19 protein-coding genes are annotated in these 22,411 nt (G+C 37.5%); 12 read left to right on the top strand and 7 right to left on the bottom strand.

What is annotated here, in order from left to right; genetic code table 11:
- Positions 1–67 precede the first annotated feature (67 nt).
- Both T323_RS0117785 and T323_RS28925 read right to left on the bottom strand, forming a co-directional pair.
- The gene (locus T323_RS0117785; RefSeq protein WP_026674492.1) at positions 68–694 is read right to left on the bottom strand and encodes an FMN-dependent NADH-azoreductase; all 627 of its coding nucleotides are present in this window, start codon (positions 692–694) and stop codon (positions 68–70) included.
- Positions 695–832: 138 nt separating this feature from the next.
- The gene (locus T323_RS28925; protein ID WP_156942471.1) at positions 833–970 is read right to left on the bottom strand and encodes a hypothetical protein; all 138 of its coding nucleotides are present in this window, start codon (positions 968–970) and stop codon (positions 833–835) included.
- Positions 971–1,259: 289 nt separating this feature from the next.
- On the opposite strand from T323_RS28925, the gene araD reads away from it, so the two are divergent.
- The 7 genes from araD (at position 1,260) to abnB (ending at position 10,660) form a co-directional block, all read left to right on the top strand.
- The gene (gene araD / locus T323_RS0117775; RefSeq protein WP_026674491.1) at positions 1,260–1,955 is read left to right on the top strand and encodes an L-ribulose-5-phosphate 4-epimerase; all 696 of its coding nucleotides are present in this window, start codon (positions 1,260–1,262) and stop codon (positions 1,953–1,955) included.
- Between the two features lie 38 nt (positions 1,956–1,993).
- On the top strand, positions 1,994–3,481 hold the full coding sequence (gene araA / locus T323_RS0117770; protein ID WP_026674490.1) for an L-arabinose isomerase: 1,488 nt from the start codon (positions 1,994–1,996) through the stop codon (positions 3,479–3,481).
- Between the two features lie 233 nt (positions 3,482–3,714).
- On the top strand, positions 3,715–4,362 hold the full coding sequence (fsa, locus tag T323_RS0117765) for a fructose-6-phosphate aldolase (protein WP_026674489.1): 648 nt from the start codon (positions 3,715–3,717) through the stop codon (positions 4,360–4,362).
- A gap of 19 nt (positions 4,363–4,381) precedes the next feature.
- Positions 4,382–6,382, top strand: a complete 2,001-nt coding sequence (tkt, locus tag T323_RS0117760; RefSeq protein WP_026674488.1) for a transketolase — start codon at positions 4,382–4,384, stop codon at positions 6,380–6,382.
- Positions 6,383–6,397: 15 nt separating this feature from the next.
- Positions 6,398–7,885, top strand: a complete 1,488-nt coding sequence (locus T323_RS0117755) for an alpha-N-arabinofuranosidase (protein WP_026674487.1) — start codon at positions 6,398–6,400, stop codon at positions 7,883–7,885.
- A 7-nt stretch (positions 7,886–7,892) separates the two neighbouring features.
- Complete coding sequence (locus T323_RS27030; RefSeq protein WP_035179127.1) at positions 7,893–8,147, top strand: DUF6171 family protein; 255 nt, start codon at positions 7,893–7,895, stop codon at positions 8,145–8,147.
- A 92-nt stretch (positions 8,148–8,239) separates the two neighbouring features.
- Positions 8,240–10,660: an arabinan endo-1,5-alpha-L-arabinosidase AbnB gene (gene abnB / locus T323_RS0117745; RefSeq protein WP_026674486.1), complete on the top strand. Its 2,421-nt coding sequence runs from the start codon at positions 8,240–8,242 to the stop codon at positions 10,658–10,660.
- Between the two features lie 104 nt (positions 10,661–10,764).
- Here the strand turns inward: abnB and T323_RS0117740 are convergent, their stop codons facing one another.
- From T323_RS0117740 to T323_RS0117720, 5 genes are all read right to left on the bottom strand, one after another.
- Positions 10,765–12,210, bottom strand: a complete 1,446-nt coding sequence (locus T323_RS0117740) for a carbon starvation CstA family protein (RefSeq protein WP_026674485.1) — start codon at positions 12,208–12,210, stop codon at positions 10,765–10,767.
- A gap of 133 nt (positions 12,211–12,343) precedes the next feature.
- On the bottom strand, positions 12,344–13,081 hold the full coding sequence (locus T323_RS0117735; RefSeq protein ID WP_026674484.1) for a LytR/AlgR family response regulator transcription factor: 738 nt from the start codon (positions 13,079–13,081) through the stop codon (positions 12,344–12,346).
- A complete protein-coding gene (locus T323_RS0117730) occupies positions 13,071–14,825 on the bottom strand; it encodes a sensor histidine kinase (RefSeq protein WP_026674483.1) in 1,755 nt (584 codons plus the stop codon). The genes T323_RS0117735 and T323_RS0117730 overlap by 11 nt, the downstream gene beginning before the upstream one ends.
- A gap of 86 nt (positions 14,826–14,911) precedes the next feature.
- Positions 14,912–16,261, bottom strand: a complete 1,350-nt coding sequence (locus tag T323_RS0117725; RefSeq protein ID WP_035179223.1) for an MATE family efflux transporter — start codon at positions 16,259–16,261, stop codon at positions 14,912–14,914.
- A 135-nt stretch (positions 16,262–16,396) separates the two neighbouring features.
- Entirely contained in the window at positions 16,397–17,527 is a 1,131-nt protein-coding gene (locus T323_RS0117720) for an MFS transporter (protein ID WP_026674481.1), read from the bottom strand.
- 186 nt (positions 17,528–17,713) lie between these two features.
- On the opposite strand from T323_RS0117720, the gene T323_RS0117715 reads away from it, so the two are divergent.
- From T323_RS0117715 to T323_RS0117695, 5 genes are all read left to right on the top strand, one after another.
- Positions 17,714–18,094 carry a DUF2512 family protein gene (locus T323_RS0117715; protein ID WP_245613744.1) on the top strand — a complete coding sequence of 127 codons (381 nt, stop codon included), beginning with the start codon at positions 17,714–17,716 and terminating at the stop codon, positions 18,092–18,094.
- 170 nt (positions 18,095–18,264) lie between these two features.
- Entirely contained in the window at positions 18,265–19,407 is a 1,143-nt protein-coding gene (locus T323_RS0117710) for an amidohydrolase (protein WP_026674479.1), read from the top strand.
- A 109-nt stretch (positions 19,408–19,516) separates the two neighbouring features.
- Positions 19,517–19,894: a YtxH domain-containing protein gene (locus tag T323_RS27025; RefSeq protein ID WP_084309325.1), complete on the top strand. Its 378-nt coding sequence runs from the start codon at positions 19,517–19,519 to the stop codon at positions 19,892–19,894.
- A 398-nt stretch (positions 19,895–20,292) separates the two neighbouring features.
- Positions 20,293–21,414 (top strand): mechanosensitive ion channel family protein, encoded by a 1,122-nt coding sequence (locus T323_RS0117700; protein WP_035179124.1) that lies wholly within the window; start codon positions 20,293–20,295, stop codon positions 21,412–21,414.
- Positions 21,415–21,531: 117 nt separating this feature from the next.
- Positions 21,532–22,389, top strand: coding sequence for an SDR family oxidoreductase (locus T323_RS0117695; RefSeq protein WP_026674477.1), 858 nt, complete (start codon positions 21,532–21,534; stop codon positions 22,387–22,389).
- Positions 22,390–22,411 lie beyond the last annotated feature (22 nt).

Below are 22,411 nucleotides of genomic sequence, written 5' to 3'. Positions count from 1 at the left end.
AACGCATGTCCGCTACGTTCTGCAAATAGAAAGCCAGCTATGAATAAAAATCATAGCTGGCTATTTATTAAAACTTCGTTGCTAATGTTGCTGCTTTTTGTAATCCTTCTTCTATAATGCTTTCTGCTTTATCAGGGAATTGATTATGTCCTTCAATGATGACAGATTGAATCTCTTGAACCCCCCAGAAATTCAGCATAGTTTCGACAAAGTTGACTGCCATTTCTGCTGATTGAGCAGGACCTTCTGAATAGACGCCTCCTCTTGCATTTAACAAGACCACTTTTTTATCTGTTAATAATCCTTCTGGTCCTTCAGCTGTGTAGCGGAATGTTTTGCCTGCTTGCGCTAAATAATCTAAATACGTGTGTAACACAGCGGGAACAGTAAAGTTCCATAATGGGAAGGCAATGACGATTTTTTCTGCTTCTAAAAATTGATTTAAATATTTTGTAACGATGTCAGTAGCTTCTTTTTCAGCAGGCGTTAACTCCATTCCTTTTGCTAATTTAAACATTCCATTGATTTTGTCCGTATCGTAGTACGGTAGGTTTTCTGCAAACAAATCAAGTTCAGTAATGTCGTCGTTAGGGTGTGATTGTTTATAGCTTTCTATGAAAGAATAGTAGAGTTTAACACTGACTGACTGCTCCACTGGTCTTGAATTTGCTTTAATAAATAAAACTTTTGCCATGTTGTATGACCTCCATATAAGTATATTCCTTTTGTTGCTATAGCAACTAAAACTACAATTGTCAGTATAAAAGATGAAAGTGACGTTTGTCAAACAAAAGAGATTCCAAAAAAGAACCAAACCTAAATGGATTGGTTCTTAGTTCTTTAAATCAGAAGAGTCATCGTAATCATAGCGAAACCCATCAGATTGGGCATCGGTGTTTGTTGTTGTTTTTTCAGGAGTTTGTTTGTTTTTTTCATTTGAGTCATTCATATATTTTTCTTTGTTGCTCATTCTGAATCTCTCCTTCTTATGTAGTGAAGTTAGCTAAATTAGTATATGTTTTATCGAATTTCATATACAAAACAAATGAAAATAGATACGGTTGTAGGAGATTATATACAAGTTATACGTACAGAGAAAGAGTATGTAAAACTCTGTAATAACAAGCTTTTATAACTAAATGTTAAAGGTGATAGAAGGAGTAAATAATTTTATAAAAAAATAATTTGAAATATGTACGTACAAGTGTATAATGGAATTATAGATTATAAGTATGGTATTGGGGAAAGGAGAGATGTCAATGTTAGAACAACTGAAAGAAAAAGTATTCCAAGCAAATTTAGCTTTACCGAAACATAAACTTGTTACTTTTACTTGGGGAAATGTAAGTGGAATTGACCGAGAAAAAGGTCTTGTCGTCATTAAACCAAGTGGAGTCGAGTATGACGAAATGCGCGTCGAGGATATGGTTGTTGTAGATTTAGACGGAAATGTTGTTGAAGGCCATTTGCGACCATCTTCTGACACAGCTACTCACCTTGTTTTATATAAAGCATTTCAAGACATTGGTGGGATTGTCCATACTCACTCTTCCTTTGCAACAAGCTGGGCACAAGCTGGAAAATCACTTGCTGCTTTTGGCACGACACATGCTGATTACTTTTATGGAGAAATTCCATGCACACGCCCAATGTCAGAAGCTGAAATAAAAGGAGAATATGAACTTGAAACAGGAAATGTGATTGTGGAGACGTTTGAAAAGAAACAAATTAACCCAGCACAAATGCCAGGAGTACTCGTTCATTCTCATGCACCGTTTGTGTGGGGAAAAGACCCAGACAATGCTGTTCATAATGCTGTTGTACTAGAAGAAGTAGCTAAAATGGCGATTAATATGATAACGATTAATCCAACTACAGAACCAATGGACCAAGAATTACTAGATCGTCATTTTCTTCGTAAACATGGTGCAAACGCTTACTATGGCCAAAAATAATTAAAAATAAGATACAAACATATTAGGAGGAACAAAAGATGTTAAAAACAAAAAACTATGAATTTTGGTTTGTTACAGGAAGTCAGCATTTATACGGACCAGAAACAATTGAGGAAGTTCAAGAACATTCACGCCAAATTGTTGCAGGGTTAAATGCAGATGAAACGATTCCATTTAACATTGTTTTAAAGCCTGTTTTAACAACTGCAGAAGCGATTCATAAATTATGTATTGAAGCAAATACAAGTGAAAATTGTGCAGGTCTCATTACATGGATGCATACATTTTCTCCAGCTAAAATGTGGATTGCTGGGTTATCTGAACTGAAAAGACCGTTGTTACACTTACACACACAATTTAATCGTGAAATTCCTTGGGATTCAATTGATATGGACTTCATGAACACAAACCAATCCGCTCACGGAGACCGTGAATATGGATTTATTGGTGCTCGTATGAAATTAGCTCGAAAAGTTATCGTCGGTCATTGGGAAGATGAAACGGTAAGAACTCGTACAGCAAGCTGGATGAAAACAGCCGTAGCAGTAACCGATGGCCTGCAATTAAAAGTTGCTCGTTTTGGTGACAATATGAGAAACGTAGCTGTAACAGAAGGAGATAAAGTTGAAGCTCAAATTAAATTTGGGTGGACAACATCTGCTTTTGGAATTGGAGATTTAGTTGAACGAATGAACGAAATTTCTGATGAAGCTGTAGAAGCTCTATATAAAGAATATGAAGAATTGTATGATATCAATGCAGCAGCATCAACGTCTGAAGAATATCGTAATTCCATTTTATATCAAGCACGAATTGAATTAGGGATGAAGTCTTTCTTAGAAGAAGGTGGATTTACGGCGTTTACAACGAATTTTGAAGACTTACATGGCATGAAGCAATTACCTGGACTTGCGGTGCAACGGTTAATGGAGCAAGGGTATGGTTTCGGTGGGGAAGGCGACTGGAAAACAGCGGCTTTAACTCGCATGATGAAGATTATTGCAGATGGTAAAGGAACATCCTTTATGGAAGATTATACGTATCACTTAGAAAAAGGAAATGAGCTTGTTTTAGGTTCGCATATGTTAGAAGTTTGTCCTACAATTGCAGCAACAAAACCGAAAATTGAAGTTCATCCTTTAGGGATTGGTGGAAAAGAAGACCCTGCTCGTATGGTGTTTAATGGTGCTGAAGGGCGCGCATTAAATGCATCATTAATTGACTTAGGAAATCGTTTCCGCCTAGTTGTGAATGAAGTTGATGCAGTAAAGCCAGTTCAAGAAATGCCGAAGCTACCGGTGGCTCAAATTTTATGGAAACCACAACCATCGTTAAGTGAATCAGCTGAAGCGTGGATTCATGCCGGTGGTGCGCATCATACGGTCTTCTCGTTTGAAGTAACACCAGAGCAACTATATGACTGGGCAACAATGACAGATATTGAGTGTGTGTTTATAAATGAGTCTACAAATGTAATGCAATTCCAAAATGAATTACGTTGGAATGATATTGCACGTAAATTTTAATAGCAAATTACTGCCAAAGCAGAGCTTCTATGAATCATAAAAGCTCTGCTTTTTTAGTTGTGACTAAATTAGAAATGTTTAGAAAACGTAATATTAGCTCTTGTCAAAAAAAGTGACTACGTTTACAATTGAAATGTACGTACAACTATAATTAAAAAATATAATAACAATTATAGGTTCGTACGTGTTAAGGAGAATCCCTTTTAATAAAAGAGAAGGAGTGGAATGGTTAGATGAAGTTTTTCTTAGATACTGGTAACCTTGAGGAAATCAAACGAATTACAAAATTAGGACTTGTTGATGGGGTTACAACAAACCCAACATTAATTGCAAAAGAAGGTCGTCCTTTTAAAGATATTATTCAAGACATATGTGCTGTAGTGGATGGTCCAGTCAGTGCTGAAGTTATTGGGTTAAAAGCAGAAGAAATGGTAAAAGAAGCAGAGGAACTAGCGACTTGGGCACCAAATGTCGTTATTAAGCTTCCAATGACAGAGGATGGATTAGAAGCTACATATGAGTTAACAAAACGTGGGATAAAAACAAATGTGACGTTAGTGTTTTCAGCCGCACAAGGATTAATGGCTGCCAAAGCAGGAGCAACGTATATTAGCCCATTTGTAGGAAGATTAGATGATATTGGAACAGAAGGAATGGCGTTAGTAAGAGATTTAAAAACGATTCTAACAAACTATCAGTTTGAAACGGAAATCATTGCAGCTAGTATTCGTAATATTGAACATGTGGAGAAAACAGCGCTTGCAGGAGCAGATATTGCCACCATACCAGGTTCACTTCTTCCTAAACTATGGAAACATCCGTTAACAGATAAAGGAATTGAACAATTTTTAAGTGATTGGGAAAGTGTCCCGAAAATATAACCAAGAAGGAGTAAAAAAGATGAGTATTGAGCTAAAAGCAATTAATAGCATTCGCACTTTATCGATTGATATGGTAGAAAAAGCGAATTCAGGTCATCCGGGAATGCCAATGGGAGCTGCACCGATGGCTTATGAACTTTGGACAAATCATATGAAACACAATCCTAATAATCCTCAATTTTTCGACCGAGATCGTTTTGTACTCTCTGCTGGTCATGGTTCAGCACTTTTGTACAGCTTACTTCACCTTACAGGGTATGACCTTTCATTGGAAGAAATAAAAAACTTTCGTCAACTAGGAAGCGAAACACCAGGACACCCTGAGTATGGTCATACTGTTGGAGTTGAAGCTACAACAGGACCATTAGGTCAAGGAATTTCAACAGCAGTTGGTATGGCGATGGCCGAAGCCCACTTAGCAGCAACTTACAATCAGGAAGGATATTCTCTTGTTGATCATTATACATACACGATTTGTGGAGATGGCGATTTAATGGAAGGGATCGCATCAGAAGCAGCATCAATGGCGGGGCATATGGGACTTGGAAAATTAATCGTTCTATATGATTCAAATGATATTTCTTTAGATGGCGACCTTCATATGTCTTTTTCTGAAAATGTTGAACAAAGATTTAAAGCGTATGGCTGGCATTATACTCGAGTTGAAGATGGGACAGATACAGTTTCTATTGGAGCAGCAATTGCAGCAGCAAAAGCAGAAAAAAATCGCCCGACTTTAATAGAAATTAAAACAGTAATTGGTCATGGAAGTCCAAATAAGTCTGGAAAATCAGCCTCTCATGGTGCGCCACTTGGAAGTGATGAGGTGAAATTAACAAAAGAACAATACGGATGGGAGCATGAACCATTTTTCGTTCCTGATGAAGTTCGTCACCATTTTGCTCAAATAAAAGAAAATGGTGCAAAGGCGGAAGCGAGTTGGAATGAATTGTTTGAAAACTATGAACAACAATTTCCAGAACTAGCAAAGCAATTTAAACAAGCGATAAATGGTGAACTTCCTGAAGGATGGGATAAAGAGCTACCAGTGTATGGTCCAGAGTCTCCAAAGATGGCAACAAGACAATCATCTGGAGCGGCTTTAAATGCGATTGCCACACATTTACCGACTTTGTTTGGAGGATCTGCTGATTTAGCTGGTTCAAACAATACGACTTTAAAAGGGTTGCCAAACTTTAGTAAAGAAAATTTTGCTGGGAAAAATATTTGGTTTGGTGTTCGTGAACATGCGATGGGAGCAGCTTTAAATGGATTAGCCCTTCATGGAGGGGTTCGCCCATTCGGAGGAACATTCTTTGTATTCTCAGATTATCTTCGTCCTTCTATTCGATTAGCAGCCATGATGAAGCAACCTGTTGTTTATGTGTTTACACATGATAGTATTGCAGTAGGTGAAGATGGACCAACTCATGAGCCTGTTGAGCAGCTTCCTTCATTACGAGTTATTCCTGGGTTAACGGTCATTCGCCCAGCAGACGCAAATGAAACGACAGAAGCGTATCGTTATGCATTTAGCCAAAATGAAAGCCCAGTGGCCATGGTGTTAACACGTCAAGCCTTACCAGTATTAGAAGGGTCAGCAAAGTTAGCAAAAGAAGGTGTTCAAAAAGGGGCATATGTGTTGTCTGATTGTGAAGGAGATGCAGATGTCATTTTACTTGCTACAGGTTCAGAAGTGAGCCTAGCTGTTGAAGCAAAAGAACAGCTTAAGAAAAAAGACGTCGCTGTTAGAGTTGTAAGTATGCCAAGTTGGGAATTATTTGAACAGCAAACTCCTGAGTACAAAGAATCTGTACTTCCTTCTCATATTAAAGCACGAGTTGCGATTGAAATGGCATACCCATTAGGTTGGGAACGATATGTTGGAGATAAAGGAGCCATTATTGGAATCAATACTTTTGGAGCTTCTGGAAATGGGAACACCATTGTAAAAGAATTTGGGTTCCATGTTGATAATGTTATAGCCCATGTAGAAAAACTTTTTGTTACTGAAAAATAAAAAGGAGGATGTATCATGGCAAATAAAGTTGTTGTAAATACCGACATTGAAAAAGGCACGATTAACAAAAACATATATGGTCACTTTGCAGAACATCTTGGGAGATGTATTTATGAAGGGTTTTGGGTGGGAGAAGATTCTCCCATTCCAAACACCAATGGGATCCGTAATGATGTAGTAGCTGCTTTAAAGAACATTAAGATTCCAGTGTTACGTTGGCCAGGGGGATGTTTTGCTGATGAGTATCATTGGAAAGATGGGATTGGCCCACGAGAATCTCGTAAACGAATGGTCAATACGCACTGGGGTGGCGTTGTCGAAAATAACCATTTTGGAACGCACGAGTTTATGATGCTATGCGACATGTTAGAAACAGAACCGTATATTTGTGGAAATGTTGGAAGTGGTACAGTTCAAGAAATGTCTGAATGGGTCGAGTATATGACTTTTGACGGAGAATCTCCAATGGCCGATTGGCGCAAAGAAAATGGTCGTGAAAAACCATGGGCTTTAAAATATTTTGGAGTTGGTAATGAAAACTGGGGTTGCGGTGGAAACATGCGTCCTGAGTATTATGCAGATTTATATCGCCGTTACCAAACGTATGTAAGAAATTATGGCGACAACAAAATTTATAAAATTGCTGGTGGGGCAAACGTTGATGACTACCGCTGGACAGAAGTATTAATGCGTGAAGCTCATTGGTTAATGGATGGATTAAGCCTTCATTATTACACGATTCCAGGTGATTTCTGGAAAGGAAAAGGGGCTGCATTAGACCCGACTGAACAAGAGTGGTTTATCACCATGAAAAAAGCCCTTCATATCGATGAACTCATTACAAAACATGCGACGATAATGGATAAATATGACCCAGAAAAGCGAATCGGTATGATTATTGACGAATGGGGAACGTGGTTTGACGTTGAGCCAGGAACAAACCCAGGGTTTTTATATCAACAAAATACAATTCGAGATGCGCTTGTAGCTGGTGTTCATTTTCATATTTTCCATGATCATAATGACCGTGTTCAAATGGCAAATATCGCACAAACAGTTAATGTTCTTCAAGCGATGATTTTAACTGAAGGGGAAAAAATGATATTAACGCCAACCTATCATGTGTTTGAAATGTTTAAAGTTCATCAAGATGCAACGAAGTTAGATTTGAATATTACAAGTGAGACATATGAGTTAAATGGTGAGCAATTACCAGAAATTAGTGTGTCGGCTTCAAAAGATAAAGAAGGAAAAGTAAACATTAGCTTATGTAATTTAAACCATAAAGAAGAGTCGAACATTACGCTTGAGCTTCGTGGTTTAAAAGAGACGATTCAACATGTTTCAGGTAGAGTGCTGACAGCATCGGAAAGAAATGCCCACAATACATTTGACAATCCGGAAAATGTAAAACCAACAACTCTTGATACAATCGAAGTTGAAGGTGAGCAATTGACAGTTACGTTACCACCAACTTCTGTTGCTATCATTTCACTAGGATAAGAGAAAAATGCAATCACAACGATTGTGTAGGAGCTGTGGAATCTCAGAGGAACTAAACTTTGACTATGTTCTAGAAGATAAGTCAAAAGCAGTGTCTGATGAGATATATGAAAGTAGAGTTGCGATTTGTATGGATTGCCCTTCACTTCAACGCGGAATGACGTGCAAACATTCTGGTGACATCATCACATATCGTGCGCTATTCAAAGAAAAAAGCTGTCCTTATCCAGGAGAAGAGAAATGGTTCTATGTAAATAAATAACATAGGTATAACTTTTATAAAAAGCTAGTGTTCAAGCTAGCTTTTTATAAAACAAAATATATGAAAAGGCTTTCAAAGGAAGGGGTAAGAAAATGAAGAAAAGTAGAGTAAGAAAAATGATTTTGATGTGTCTCGTAATAGCGCTGTTAATTCCAGCTACAGTGTTTGCACAAGGCGCATCAGACAAATCGAACAAAGGAAATAGTAATAATAGCAATAGCAATCGACCTCATGTTCCATATGAAGGAGAGATTCCAAGTTTTACAGAGGCTTCTGTTCATGATCCAGCTGTCATTAAAGTAGAGGATACTTTTTATGTATTTGGTTCACACCTCGCTTCTGCGAAAACGAAGGATTTTATGAACTGGGAACAGATCTCAACTCATGTCCATAATGGAAATCCATTAATCCCTAATGTATATGAAGAGCTTGCGGAAGCGTTTGAGTGGGCAAATTCGGATACATTATGGGCAGCAGACGTAATTCAATTAGAAGACGGTAAGTTTTATATGTATTACAATGCTTGTCAAGGTGATGCGCCAAGATCAGCATTAGGTATTGCGGTTGCCGATAATATCGAAGGGCCATATGAAAATTTAGGAATCTTCTTAAAATCAGGAATGTGGGGAGAAGAAAGTCCAGATGGGACAATCTACGATGCAACAATTCATCCAAATGCGATTGATCCAGATGTTTTCTTTGATAAAGAAGGTCGTTTATGGATGGTATATGGTTCATATTCAGGTGGATTATTTATTTTAGAATTAGATCGTGAAACAGGATTCCCTTTACCAGATCAAGGATATGGTACTCATTTAATGGGAGGTAATCATAGTCGAATCGAAGCTCCTTACATCTCTTATAGTCCTGAAACGGATTATTACTACTTGTATGTAACTTTCGGTGGCTTAGATGCAATCGGTGGTTATAATATGCGAGTCGCTCGATCAGAAAATCCAGATGGACCTTATTATGATGCTGAAGGAAACAAAATGACAGAAGTTAAATCTGACCCAAGTTTACCACTTTTTGATGACCGTTCGATCGAGCCTTATGGTGTAAAACAAATGGGGAACTTTTTGTTTGAGCGTGAAATCGGTGAAAAAGGGACAGGAATTGGTACAGGTTATGTTTCACCAGGACATAATTCTGTTTATTACGATGAAGAAACAGGAAAGCATTATTTAATTTTCCATACTCGTTTCCCTGAGCAAGGAGAAATGCATCAAATTCGAGTACATCAAATGTTTATGAATAAACATGGCTGGCCAGTCATTGCTCCGTATCGTTATACAGGAGAAACGATTTCAAAAATCAATCGCCAAGATGTAATAGGAGAATATAAGTTTATTAATCACGGAAAAGAGATTACTGCTGACATTAAAAAGTCATCATTAATTACACTAGAAAAAAACAATAAAATATCAGGAGCCGTCACAGGAACTTGGAAAACGACTGGGCATAATGCGGTTGAATTAAAGATTGCAGGTTCTACTTATGATGGCGTGTTCTTGAGACAATGGGATCCAACGTCTGAAACGTATGTAATGACCTTTTCAGCTTTATCAAAAGAAGGAGTAGCTGTATGGGGAAGTCAAGTGGAAACAAAAACAGAAAAAGAAATCGTAGAAGCGGTATTTCACGATTTACAGCTAGATGATACTGTCATTAGTCATCTCGACTTACCAACTGAAGCAATGCGTCAAACAGAAATTACATGGAAATCTTCAAATGAAAATGTCATCTCAAACTCAGGGCAAGTAACAAGACCGAACCCAGGAGACGGAGATGCTTCTGTCTCATTAACAGCAACAATAAAAAATGGAAAAACGACGAAAACAAAAGAATTTCATGTAACGGTTCTAGAACGGAAAGATGGCCAACTTGTTGCCCACTATAAATTCGATGGCAACTTAAAAAATAGTGCTGGTTATGAGCAATTCGGAGACGGTAAAGTAACTGGAAACCGGATTACGAATGATGGTGGTACGATTACGTTTGCCGATGGAGTATTTGGTCAAGCCGCTGTATTTGATGGTGCATCTGGAATTCGTTTGCCAAATGGATTAATAACAAGTCATACGTATTCTGTTGCATTTTGGTTAAAACCCGAACAAGTAACAGACTACACAACAGCGTTCTTTGGGGCAAGAAATGAAAATAGTTGGATTAGTTTTGTGCCTAAAGGGCATGATGGCGTAAACCAAGATACGATGGTATGGTCAGGAAGTTCGCCATGGTATGATGCAGGAACAGGGACAAAACTTCAAGTTGGAGAATGGTCTCATGTTGCTATTACGGTCGATGAAGGCGATATTACGATTTATATTAATGGAGAAGAACGGTTTAGTGGACCAGGTTTCCCGAATGTATTTACGACAACAAATGGATATTTTGGTTTAGGTGTTAACCATTGGGATGTTCCTTTCAAAGGGTTAATGGATGAAGTAATTGTGTATAATGACAAGGCATTGTCTTCTGACGATGTAAATGAACTTGCATCGAAAGAGTAATAGATTTCTAGTTTTTATACAATAAGAGGCTGAGACGAAGGAGTTTGATTAACGAGATTAAATCTCTGTTAAACCCTCCTTGTATGTCTCAGCCTTTCATGTCATTATGCGGCTTTATGGCCCTCATCGGCATCAAGCTTGAAGTTTGATTCTGCTCGGTTTAATCTTACTTTGTAAGCGAATAAAGCTAAAATAATAACAGTTCCAATTGCAGCAGCTATATACGACGTTGTCATTGGTAAGCCAAAGCCAATTGGTGCATTAAAGATAAACGTTAATGATACCATCGTCATAAATGTAGCTGGAATGGTTGCAACCCAATGAAGTTTATACTGGATAGCTAGATACATAGCCCCGACAAATAGAGCAATTGCACTGATGGAAGCATTGGTTACACCGAAATATCTCCATAAAATTTGGAAGTCCATATTTGTTAGCATATATGAAAGACCAAACAAAGGAAGAGCAATCCATAATCGACTTAATAGCTTCACTTGGCCAACGTTAATATATTCAGCGATTATCATACGTGCGGAACGGAACGCAGTATCTCCAGATGTAATCGGAAGAACGATAACCCCAAGTACTGCTAAAGTACCACCAATCGCGCCAAGTAATGTAAAGGCAACCTCACTAACAACAAGACCAGCCCCTCCATTTGCGAGAAGTTCGCTTAAATCTGTTCCATAGAATAAGCTCATTGCGGCAGCCGCCCAAATCATTGCAATAATACCTTCTACAATCATCATGCCATAAAACACTTTACGACCATTTTGTTCGTTCTGTAATGTTCTAGAAATGATCGGAGACTGTGTTGCGTGGAATCCTGAAATCGCACCACAAGCAATCGTAATCATGAGCAATGGAAAGATAGCAGCACCAGCAGGATGCATATTTTCAAATGTTAATTCAGGAATTGGGGCTCCTGTGAAAATTAACATTCCCCCAACACCAATCGCACTAATTAATAAAAGAGCTCCTAAGATTGGATAAATGCGACCGATAATTTTATCTACAGGGAGTAATGTAGCAAAGATATAATAAACAAAAATAGCACCAACAATAATACCTAAAGCAACGGCACCATTCATTAAGTTAAATAGAAGTCCTGCAGGTGCAGTTACAAAAACTGTACCTACGAGTAATAAAAGAAGGACAGCTACGGCATTAACAACATGTTTCATCGACTTTCCTAAAAATTGACCGGCTAACTGTGGTAAATGGGCTCCTTTATTTCGAATCGAAATCATCCCAGTCAAATAATCATGGACAGCTCCGGCAAAAATAGCCCCGACGACAATCCAAATAAAAGCGACTGGACCATATAACGCACCCATAATAGGACCAAAGATTGGACCAACGCCCGCTATATTTAAGAGCTGAATTAATGAATTGCGGTTTGTTCCCATTGGGATATAATCGACGCCATCTTTCATACTATAAGCAGGAGTCATTCTCGCTTCTTTCACACCAAAAATCTTTTCAATGAATTTACCATACGTGTAATAACCGATAATTAAAAGTGCAATAGCAACTAAAAAAGTAACCATGTGTAGACACCCCTTTTCACTTTGTTGAATACGCTTTCATTTTATCACCGTAATTAATAAATGTGACGAAGTTGTGTCTAACATGTAAAAAGAAAAACCTAACATGTTGTTTGTTAGGTTTATAATGCTTTATTTAAAGTTCGAGTTGTTCGCGTAATGCTTTAACATAATTACGACTTACTGGAATTTCCTCTTTTTTTCCCACCATCTTCACTTGGTATGCTCCATTAAACCAAGGAATGAGCTGTTCAACTTTGTCAAGGTTTACAAGATAACTTTTATGTGTACGAAAAAAAGGGTAGCCACTTAATTTTTCTTCTAATTCTTTTAAAGTCATTTTTGAACTATATTTAACGTCATTTGTGCAAAGGATTGTTTCTCGCTCTTCCCGAAATAAATACGAAATGTCTGACGGGTGAAGATACACAATTCGCCCGTCATGTTCTACAGCCAGTTTAGCTATACGTCCAGCTGTCGATGTACCATTTCGTTCGGTTGTTGTTAATCGAGCTCTCACTCGACTGATTGTCTCCTGTAATTGTGTTTCATCAAATGGTTTTAATAAATAGTCGAGCGCATGAACGCGAAAGGCTAAAGCTGCATAATCAGGATAAGCCGTTGCAAAAATAATCAGAGGAACTTTTCGCATATTGTGCAATGTATTGGCCAAGTCAATCCCAGACATTTGTGGCATTTCAATATCTAAAAACACAACATCTGGTTTTTGTGTCATAATAAGCGTTAACCCTTTTTCTCCAGATTCAGCTTCACCGATAAGGTCAATATCTTCATATTCTTTTAATAAAAATTTCAGTTCGTCTCTACTTAATGGTTCATCGTCAATAATAATTGTACGGATTTTATTTTTCATTTGTTATCTCCCTATGTTGAAGCGTAAATGAAATACAAGTTCCCTTTTTATTGCTCGTTACTTGTAAGCTTGCCCTTTCATCATACATCATTTGTAATCGTCGATTCACATTATAAAGGCCAATTCCTGTTCCTGTATGGGAAGGAACTTTTTCTTTCATGAGGCTGTGAATCCGTTCTTCCTCAATTCCTATACCATTATCTATAACTGAAATTTTTACACAATCTGTTTCTTTTTTTACTTTGATCTCAATAAAGCTATCGTCTGTTAATGTTTTGACACCATGCTTTATCGCATTTTCGACGATCGGCTGTAGTGTCATAGGAGGGAGTATACATGAAATCGCTTCGTCGTCTATGTCATATGTCACTTTTAATTTATCAGAAAATCTTGCTTCTTCAATTTCAAGATAAGCTTGAACATGTTTTAACTCTGTTTCTAATGTTGTCTTTGTTGTCGTTGTCCCCGCTAAGTTTTGCCTGAAAAAGTGAGAAAGAGAAACAAGTAATTTTCGGGCTTTCATCGGGTCAATCCGAATTAGTGCAATGATTGTATTTAATGCATTAAATAAAAAATGGGGACTCACTTGAGCTTGTAAAGCTTTAATCTCAGCTTGTTTCGCTAGTTCTAAATGTCGATCTACTTCAGATAATTCCAGTTGGTGACTGAGAAGGGTTGAAAGTCCTTTGCTAAGTTCAAGCGTCATAGGGGAAATATCGTCTTCTGATGTAAAATAAAATTTCAAAGTCCCAATGGTATCATCTTTAATTTTAAGAGGGGCGATGACAGCGGCTTTTAATAAACAATGATTATGAGTACAGCCGATTTCACCCGCTTTCGCTATAATAAGATTTCCTTCATGGAGTACACGCTTTGTCACTTCTGTTTTTATCGTATCATCTGTGACATGATGGTCTTCACCGATACCTGAAAAAGCCAAGACCTTTTCTTTATTTGTTATCGATACGGCATCCACTTGCACTTCTTTTAATAAAATGTCACAAGTTGATTTCGCTGACTTTTCTTTTAATCCGGTTCGTAAAAAATTTAATGTTAAATCTGCTAATTTTAACGCTTTTTGAGCCTGTAGGGACCCGCGTTTTTCTTCTTCATGGAAAACATTTCGAATAATGAGGATGAAGATAGCAACACCAATCCCATTCGCAATAATCATTGGTAAGCCAATATTGCCTACTAATGTGACAGCATCGTCAAACGGACGCGAAAGTAATAAAATTAAACTCATCTGGACCGCTTCAGCTAGCGCACCAACAAGAAAGGCGGTTTGAATGGGGATGGTGGATTGGGTGGTGTTTTGTTTTTTGTGAAAATAGCCAGCTAATAAACCAGCAATTACCGCCGATAAACCACAGGCAAATCCGGTAAAGCCACCTAGCAAATAGCGATGGATGCCAGCGATGAGTCCAGCTCCAAGACCAACTTTCCATCCACCAAGAATACCAGCGATTACAACACCGATAACCCGAGAGTTGGCAATAGCTTCTCCTTCCGCTAAATGAAGAACACTTCTACTGTAAGAACTATCTTGAACATTTACGGTTAATCCCGTGTACGTTCCAACAATCCCAAATAATCCAAAAATGATGATGATGCTCATTTTATGTGTAAAGGTGATCTCTCTTTTTTCAATTAAGAAACGAATAAACTTCAACCGAGTCATAAGAAAGGCGACAGCGATAATAATACCGAGACGCTCGATCATAACGAGTAAAAGTTCAAACATAAAGTCCAACTCCTCAACAGGAACGAAATTATATTGATGTAATCTAATTTATCATATTTCAGTAGCGAATTGGACAAAATGAAACACTAAGACACATGTGATTTTTGGTTGTGAACAAAAGCCATCTCACGCCATTTCCCTTGACGCCACCGCCATAACATCAATATTCCACGAAGCCATTCATCTATAATAAAAGCAATCCAAATCCCGATTAACCCATAACCAAGATGAATCCCAAGCAAATACGCAATCGGAACACTCACACCCCACATTGAAATTATCCCAATAAGGACAGGAAAATTCACATCACCTGCAGCACGTAACGAATTTATTACAACTGCATTAAAAGCGCGTCCTGGTTCAACGAGGACTGTAAGTAAAAGTAAGAGTCCCCCAGTTTTTACGATGTCCGTATTATCAGTGAAAATACGCAAAATGGGCTCACTGCATAAAAAGATGACAAACCCGACAAAGGCAGCTAAGCCAATGGCGATTTGTAAGCTAGTGATACAGCGCTTATAAGCTTCTTCTAACTGTTTTGCCCCAATTTGGTGTCCGATGATAATTTGGGTTCCTTGCCCAATAGCGATGGAAAAAAGCAACACAAACATCCCAATATTTTGTGCATAAACTCGTGTTGTTAACGCTTCTGTTCCGAGTAAAACGATAAATGATGTAATAACTAATTGTGAGCCATTAAAGGATAAATGTTCTCCTGCGGAAGGAATGCCGATTTTTAAGATTTTTTTTAATTCAAATGCTGGGAATCGTTTAAAAACATTTGAAAAGGGAAGCTTTCCATTTACACGCTTATATAATACAAGTAACATAACTATAATACCGATAGTTCTACTCAATGCAGTTGAAAGGGCAACACCTTGAACACCGAGAACAGGAATCCCAAAAGGCCCAAAGATAAATAAATAATTCCCAATAACATTAAGGATATTCATTCCAATCGTTACGTACATCACGTCTTTTGTAAATCGATAACTACGCAATGTTGCACCAATGGTCATAATTCCAGATTGAGCGAGCAATGACAGCCCTACAATTTGAAGATAAATCGTAGCTTCAGAAAGAATAGAAGGTGAAACACCGATTAGTTGTAATAATGATTGTGAGAAAAAGAGTAGCACAATACCGATGATAAGACCTATTATGAGATTGGATATAATCGAAACGACGGCAATATGACTTGCTTCTTTCTCCTGTTTGGCTCCTAAAAACTGGGCAATGAGGACACTTGTTCCAGTTGCAATAAACCCGAACATGACAATCATAACAGACAATATTTGATTTGAAACGCCAACGGCTGCAACTGCATCATCTGAATATTGACTAAGCATAAATGTATCAGCATTTCCCATTAACATATGAAGGGAAAGCTCAATAAAGATGGGCCACGAGATAGCAAATAAAGATAGTTTTTTCATCTGTTCTTTTTCTTTCTTCACAAATATGTCCCCCATTGTAAAAAAACTCGCTATAAAGAATCATAGCAATGTAAGAAAAAGAACAGAATGCAATGGAAGCAAATTTCTTACTAATTAGTAGATATTGTTAAAAGTTTATACTTTTTTAAGAAACATGACGACCTTAAAAAATCCAAGAGTAAGTAAGGTTGTGATTGTTCCGAACAAGAATAAAGTTGATGGAGAAAGTGGAAGTATGCCAGAAAGAATTGATCCACAAATGACACCAAACGAAAAGCAAGCATAATAAATCCCAAAGGCTATTCCACGTCTTTCGTTTCCAGAATGATCAAGGACAATCGCACTTGTCGTTGGAAAAATGAAGGCAAAGCCGATTCCATACACGACCATCGCAGTAAATAAACCGAGAGCATTTGTGGATAAGGATAATAAAAGTAAGGCAATAGAAATGAAACAAAGGCCAATGGAAGTTATTGTCTCCTTATTTTCAATGTCAAATAATTTATTTGTCGGCAACAAAAAGATGAGGATAGCAATAATACCAAATGTACTTAATAGTGGTCCCGTCAATGCAAAGTGCAAGTGAAGTTCACTTACTTGTAATGGCAGAGCATACGTTAAAATCCCTAGTGTACATAATAATAAAAATATGGATAAGTAAGAATATAGTAAAGTTTTAGATAGTCGAAATCCATGCGGTGTTTTGTTCTGCAATTGGAGTTGGTTTTGCTTTTGACTAGGATGTAAAAAAAACAAAGCACAAAGAGAAAAAATGAGCATAAGACCACTAAGAAAATAAAATAAGCTGTCATAACCAAAGGAACTACTAATGATAGCGCCGATCGGAGGACCAATAATCGCAGAAATACCAACAGCAGCCCCTGAAAAAGCCATAACTTTTCCTTTTCGTGTTTCTACTTTTTTGGCACTAAGAATCGTAAAGGCAGCGGGAACGATTAGTCCCCCTGCTAAACCGTGAAAAAAGCGAACGACAATGAGTTGTTCGGCGTTTGTTGTGACGGTATAAAAAAACATCATCACACTGACTAGGAGCATTCCTATAAAAAGAATAGGTTTGGCCCCTCGTTTATCAATCCAAAACCCGGCAAGAAGGTTTCCAATAATATTAGTGAACGAATACATGCCAATAATTACACCTGTCAGTAGCGGAGTTGCCCCTAGGCTCATCGCAAACGGGGAGATAATCGGCAATTGAGAAAAGGTATCAAGAAAAGCAACAATAATAATAAGATAAATGAGTGTCATTTTTTTCCCTCTTCAAGTATGTCTTACATAGATTAAACCAACTCTCCATGATTATAACAAGAAGGTGTTTAAAATGTTGAAAAATTGCCATTTCCTTCTTCCTTTCACTTATTGCTGCCTTTAAAACAAAAAAGCGTCAATGTAATTTGCTTTTGATAAGTAAATAATAAAACTAAAATAAAAGGAGTGATATTCATTCGACATTTATCAGCTATTATTGTGAAAACGTTAATGGTCACCATTGTGTTGCTACTGATTTTAACTGGTGTTTATAATTATCCTGCAGGTTCAACGTTTGGATTATCGCTTTTAATTGTGGGGATTAGTTATATTATTGGTGATGTGGGAATTTTAAGAATCACAAATAATACGGTTGCCACTATTGCTGATTTAGGGTTAACAACATTTGCAATTTGGTTAATCGGGCCATTTCTTTATGGTGTTGGAGTACCACTTTCTGTCGCTTTTATTTCCGCACTAGTCATTAGTGTAGGAGAGTGGTTTTTCCATAAATTTATGGCTGCTGCTGTTAATCGAACAGAAAAAAGAACAAGAACACAATCGTAATAAAAGCCATTTCATAGTTTTGGTGTCTTAAAGGTATGTAATCTCTTTTGGACACCTTTTTTGAGTGCTTTAAAAAATGAGAATAAAATGAAAAGTCAGATAGTTGGACAACGACACTTCTTTTTTACTAAAATTATCATGATATATTATTATTTACGAGGAGTGATGGAATGAGAGCTTATACAAATGCAACGATGATAACGGGAGAAGGTACGATGTTAACAAAAGGTACATTACTTGTGGAAAACGATAAAATAGTTGCTGTTGGAGAACAAGTGGAAATTCCAAGTGATGCTGAATTAATCGATGTTACAGGAAAATTTATTACACCGGGTATTATCGATGTACATACTCATCTTGGCGTTCATGAAGAAGGGGTTGGACCAGCGGGAGCCGATTTTAATGAAACGAGTGATCCCGTTACTCCGTTTGTAAGAGCATTAGATGGCATTAATCCTGTTGAAAAAGGCTTTGAAGATGCTAGACGTTCAGGTGTAACTACAGTTCAAATCATGCCAGGCAGTGCAAATGTCATTGGTGGTGAGATGGTTGTGTTAAAAACAGTTGGGACCATTGTTGATGAAATGGTAATCCGAAATCCTTCTGGGATGAAAGCCGCTCTTGGAGAAAATCCAAAACGCGTTTATGGCTCGAAAGGAAAAGCACCTGTGACACGAATGGGCGTAGCGGCTCTTTTTAGACAAGAGTTTATAAAAGCTCAAAATTATTTAAACGCAATAGAAAAAGATAAACACCATGCAAGAGATTTAGGGCTTGAACAGTTAGCAAAAGTATTAAAAAAAGAAATTCCACTGAGAGTACACGCTCACCGTGCTGATGATATCGTCACAATCATTCGTTTAAAACAAGAATTTGGATTTGATCTCACAATTGAACATTGTACAGAAGGACATCAAATTTCTGACTTTTTAGCAAAACAAAATATTCGTGTCTCTGTAGGACCTACGATGTCGACACGTTCAAAAGTGGAGCTTGCTGATAAAGGGTGGCATACGGTGAAAGAATTAATGGAAAAAGGGATTTCTGTTTCTGTAACGACAGATCATCCTGTCGTTGGAATTGAGTATTTACTTACTTCATTGGCGAATGCAGTCAAACACGGTGTACCCGAAGAAGAAGCATGGAAAATGGTCACGTCCAATGCAGCAAAACACCTTGGTGTTGAGGACCGAGTTGGCTCATTAGAAAAAGGAAAAGATGCTGACTTTGTTATATGGACAGGTCATCCTTTTGCAGTAGAAACGAAAGTGGAATCCACCTTCATAAATGGAGAAATGGTGTATCACGGATAGAAAAATCACCAAAAACCTTGTTTCATTCGAATAAAAAATGGGTATGAAAGTGAATGCTAATGATGAGGACTTTTATAACCATTGATGGAAGGGGATGGTGATTTTGTTTATGAGAAAACGACGTTCGGGTAACACGATGCTTGTAGGAACTTTAATTGGTGGTGTAATCGGTGCAACGGGAGCGCTTTTATTAGCCCCTAAAAAAGGACAAGAACTTCGTCAAGATATTATGAAGCAATTTGACCAAACAGAAAGAGAAGGCGGAAAAATTTCTCATATGCTACTTGAGATGGGAAGCGAATGGACCGCAGATTTATTTGATGACAATAAAGGAGAACAAACAGAGTCCAACTCTCAATCTACGTCCGAAAACCAAAATCAACAAGAACAAGATTCTACCCATGACGGTGGAGATATTGGTCATCTTATTCAAGAAGTTGTTGAAGATGGGTCAAATGAAGAAGCAACGAACAACACAAAAGAGTAATTCTTTGAATCAGGCTGTCGAGAACTTCTCGGCAGCTTGTTCTTTTGGACAGATAAGAAAGCATAAAAATTTTGGTTCTATCAGAGCGAAGGCTCCGCACTTCGCTTGCGTTCCTCTTAGTGTCACGTTTTAATCGGACAGGGGTTCCGCTAAGTAAAGAAAAAAGACGGGAATGTAGATGCTATCGGACATATGTTCCGTTACTTTAGTAAAAACGACTGTAAAGCAATGTTATTTTGAAGGATAAAGGAACGTATGTCCGGTAGAAAATGAAAAATGGTGGTTTTGTATGTAATAGTGGAATACATGTCCGAAGCATGATTCGAGCAGAAATTTATAGAGCATAAAATGCAAAATATGATAAAATGGTCGGGAAGTTTAATGAAGGTGTGGATGTTATGGATTGGGATTGGGTGAATATAACTGACTATTTTTATCGTATCAAATGGGTTGATATAGGAATAGCGCTTGCGATTTTTCTGTTGTTTCATATTTTTAGAAAAGTGTTTACACGTTATATTTTCAAACTAATTGTTCGGTTTTCAAAGAAAACACCGACTGACATATTTACAAATGTGTTATTAGCATTTGAAAAACCATTACGGACGTTTTTTATCATAGTAGGAACGTATGTTGCACTAATTTATTTGCCGGTCCGGCCCGATGTTATGCTAACTTTAGAAAAAGTGTACGGATCGTCCATCATTTTACTAGTCGGATGGGGCCTTTATAATTTCACTGCTGAAAATTCATCATTATTTATGAGGATGTTTAATCATATTGATGAAGATGAAGAAAAAAGTATGCTTATTCCTTTTTTATCAAAAGGACTTCGTTTCCTAGTTATTGCACTAACATTAACAATCGTACTAGGTGTGTGGGATATTCAAATTACAGGGTTAGTTGCTGGGTTAGGTCTAGGTGGTCTTGCGTTTGCCTTAGCAGCCCAAGATACAGTGAGTAATTTTTTTGGTGGTGTCATTATTATTACGGAAAAGCCTTTCCAAAAAGGGGATTGGATTGAAACCCCAACTGTTACAGGGGTTGTAGAAGATATTACGTTTCGAAGTACGAAAATCCGAACGTTTGCGGATTCGGTTGTGACTGTTCCGAATTCTACGTTAGCGAATGAGCCAATTACAAACTGGGCTCAAATGGGCAAGCGGCGAATCACTTTTTCCCTTGGTGTAACGTATTCAACGCCGAAAGAAAAACTTGAAACTGTTGCGAGAAAAATTGAAAAAGCATTGCGGGAACACGAGGAAGTTCACCAAGATTTAATATTAGTTCGATTTAGTGAATTTAATAGTTCAAGTTTAGATATTTTTATTTATTTTTTCACAAATACAATTATGTGGGGAGAATGGCTTCGGGTAAAAGAAGACATTAACTTTACTATTATGAGAATATTGGAAGAAGAAGGGGTGTCTGTCGCGTTTCCATCTCGCAGCTTATATATTGAAAAACCAGACACAGGTCACACATTATTACAAAATGAAGACAAATCGAATGAAGCATAAGTTAAAATAGTCAACAGAAAAACGTCTTTGAGACAAGGTTCTCAAAGACGTTTTCACGAGCTTTCATTATAAATATCAAATATAATAAATAAAAAGCAACGGGAATAGGAGACGGAGATGGAAAGAGAAGTTGTGTTCATTACAGGTGCAGGAAGTGGCTTTGGAATGGAAGCTGTGATTCAATTTGCATTGAAAGGGTATGATGTGATTGCCACGGTAAGAAGTATAGAGCGGTCTGAACCTTTACGGCTTGTTATTAAAGAAAAGCAACTTGAACAACGCGTGACGATAAAAGAATTAGATGTTACAAATTTCAATAGCATCCCTCAAGTGATAGAGGAAGTCATTGAAAACAGCCGTCGAATTGACATTCTCATCAATAACGCAGGGTTTGCCATGTCTGGCTTTTGTGAAGATGTCACGATTGAAGAATGGAAAGAACAGTTCGAAACGAATGTTTTCGGGCTTATTGCAGTAACAAATGCGGTGCTTCCATATATGAGAAAACAGAACAAAGGAAAAATACTCATGATAGGAAGTATTAGTAGTAGTATTGCTTTTCCTGGGATTGGCCCATATGTTGCTTCTAAGCATGCTATAAAGGGCTACAGTGAAAGCTTACGGTTAGAATTAGTAGATGAGGGAATCGATGTTTGTTTCATAGAACCAGGGTCATATAAAACAAATATATGGAGCAGAGGAAAACGGATGGCTAACAAAGCGAAAGACACTATGTCACCGAACTATAACAAAGTTATCGCGCTAGAACACTATATGGAAAATAAAGTTGAAACATATGGCGATAAAAAAGAGGTCGGGAAACTATTAGTTAGCATTGCTACTTCTCCCCATCCAAGTTTTCGTTTTCCAATTGGACGAGGTGTAAAGCCATTACTTTTCTTAAAAAGCGTTTTGCCATGGAAGATTTGGGAATGGCAAGTCATGAAACAAATTCGTAAGATATTACAAAAGTGAATGTGAAAAGCCAAACAAAAAA

Origin of the sequence: Alkalihalobacillus bogoriensis ATCC BAA-922, from assembly GCF_000621445.1 — a bacterium.
GTDB lineage: Bacteria > Bacillota > Bacilli > Bacillales > Bacillaceae_F > Bacillus_AO > Bacillus_AO bogoriense.
This window is presented reverse-complemented; position numbering and strand designations above follow the sequence as displayed.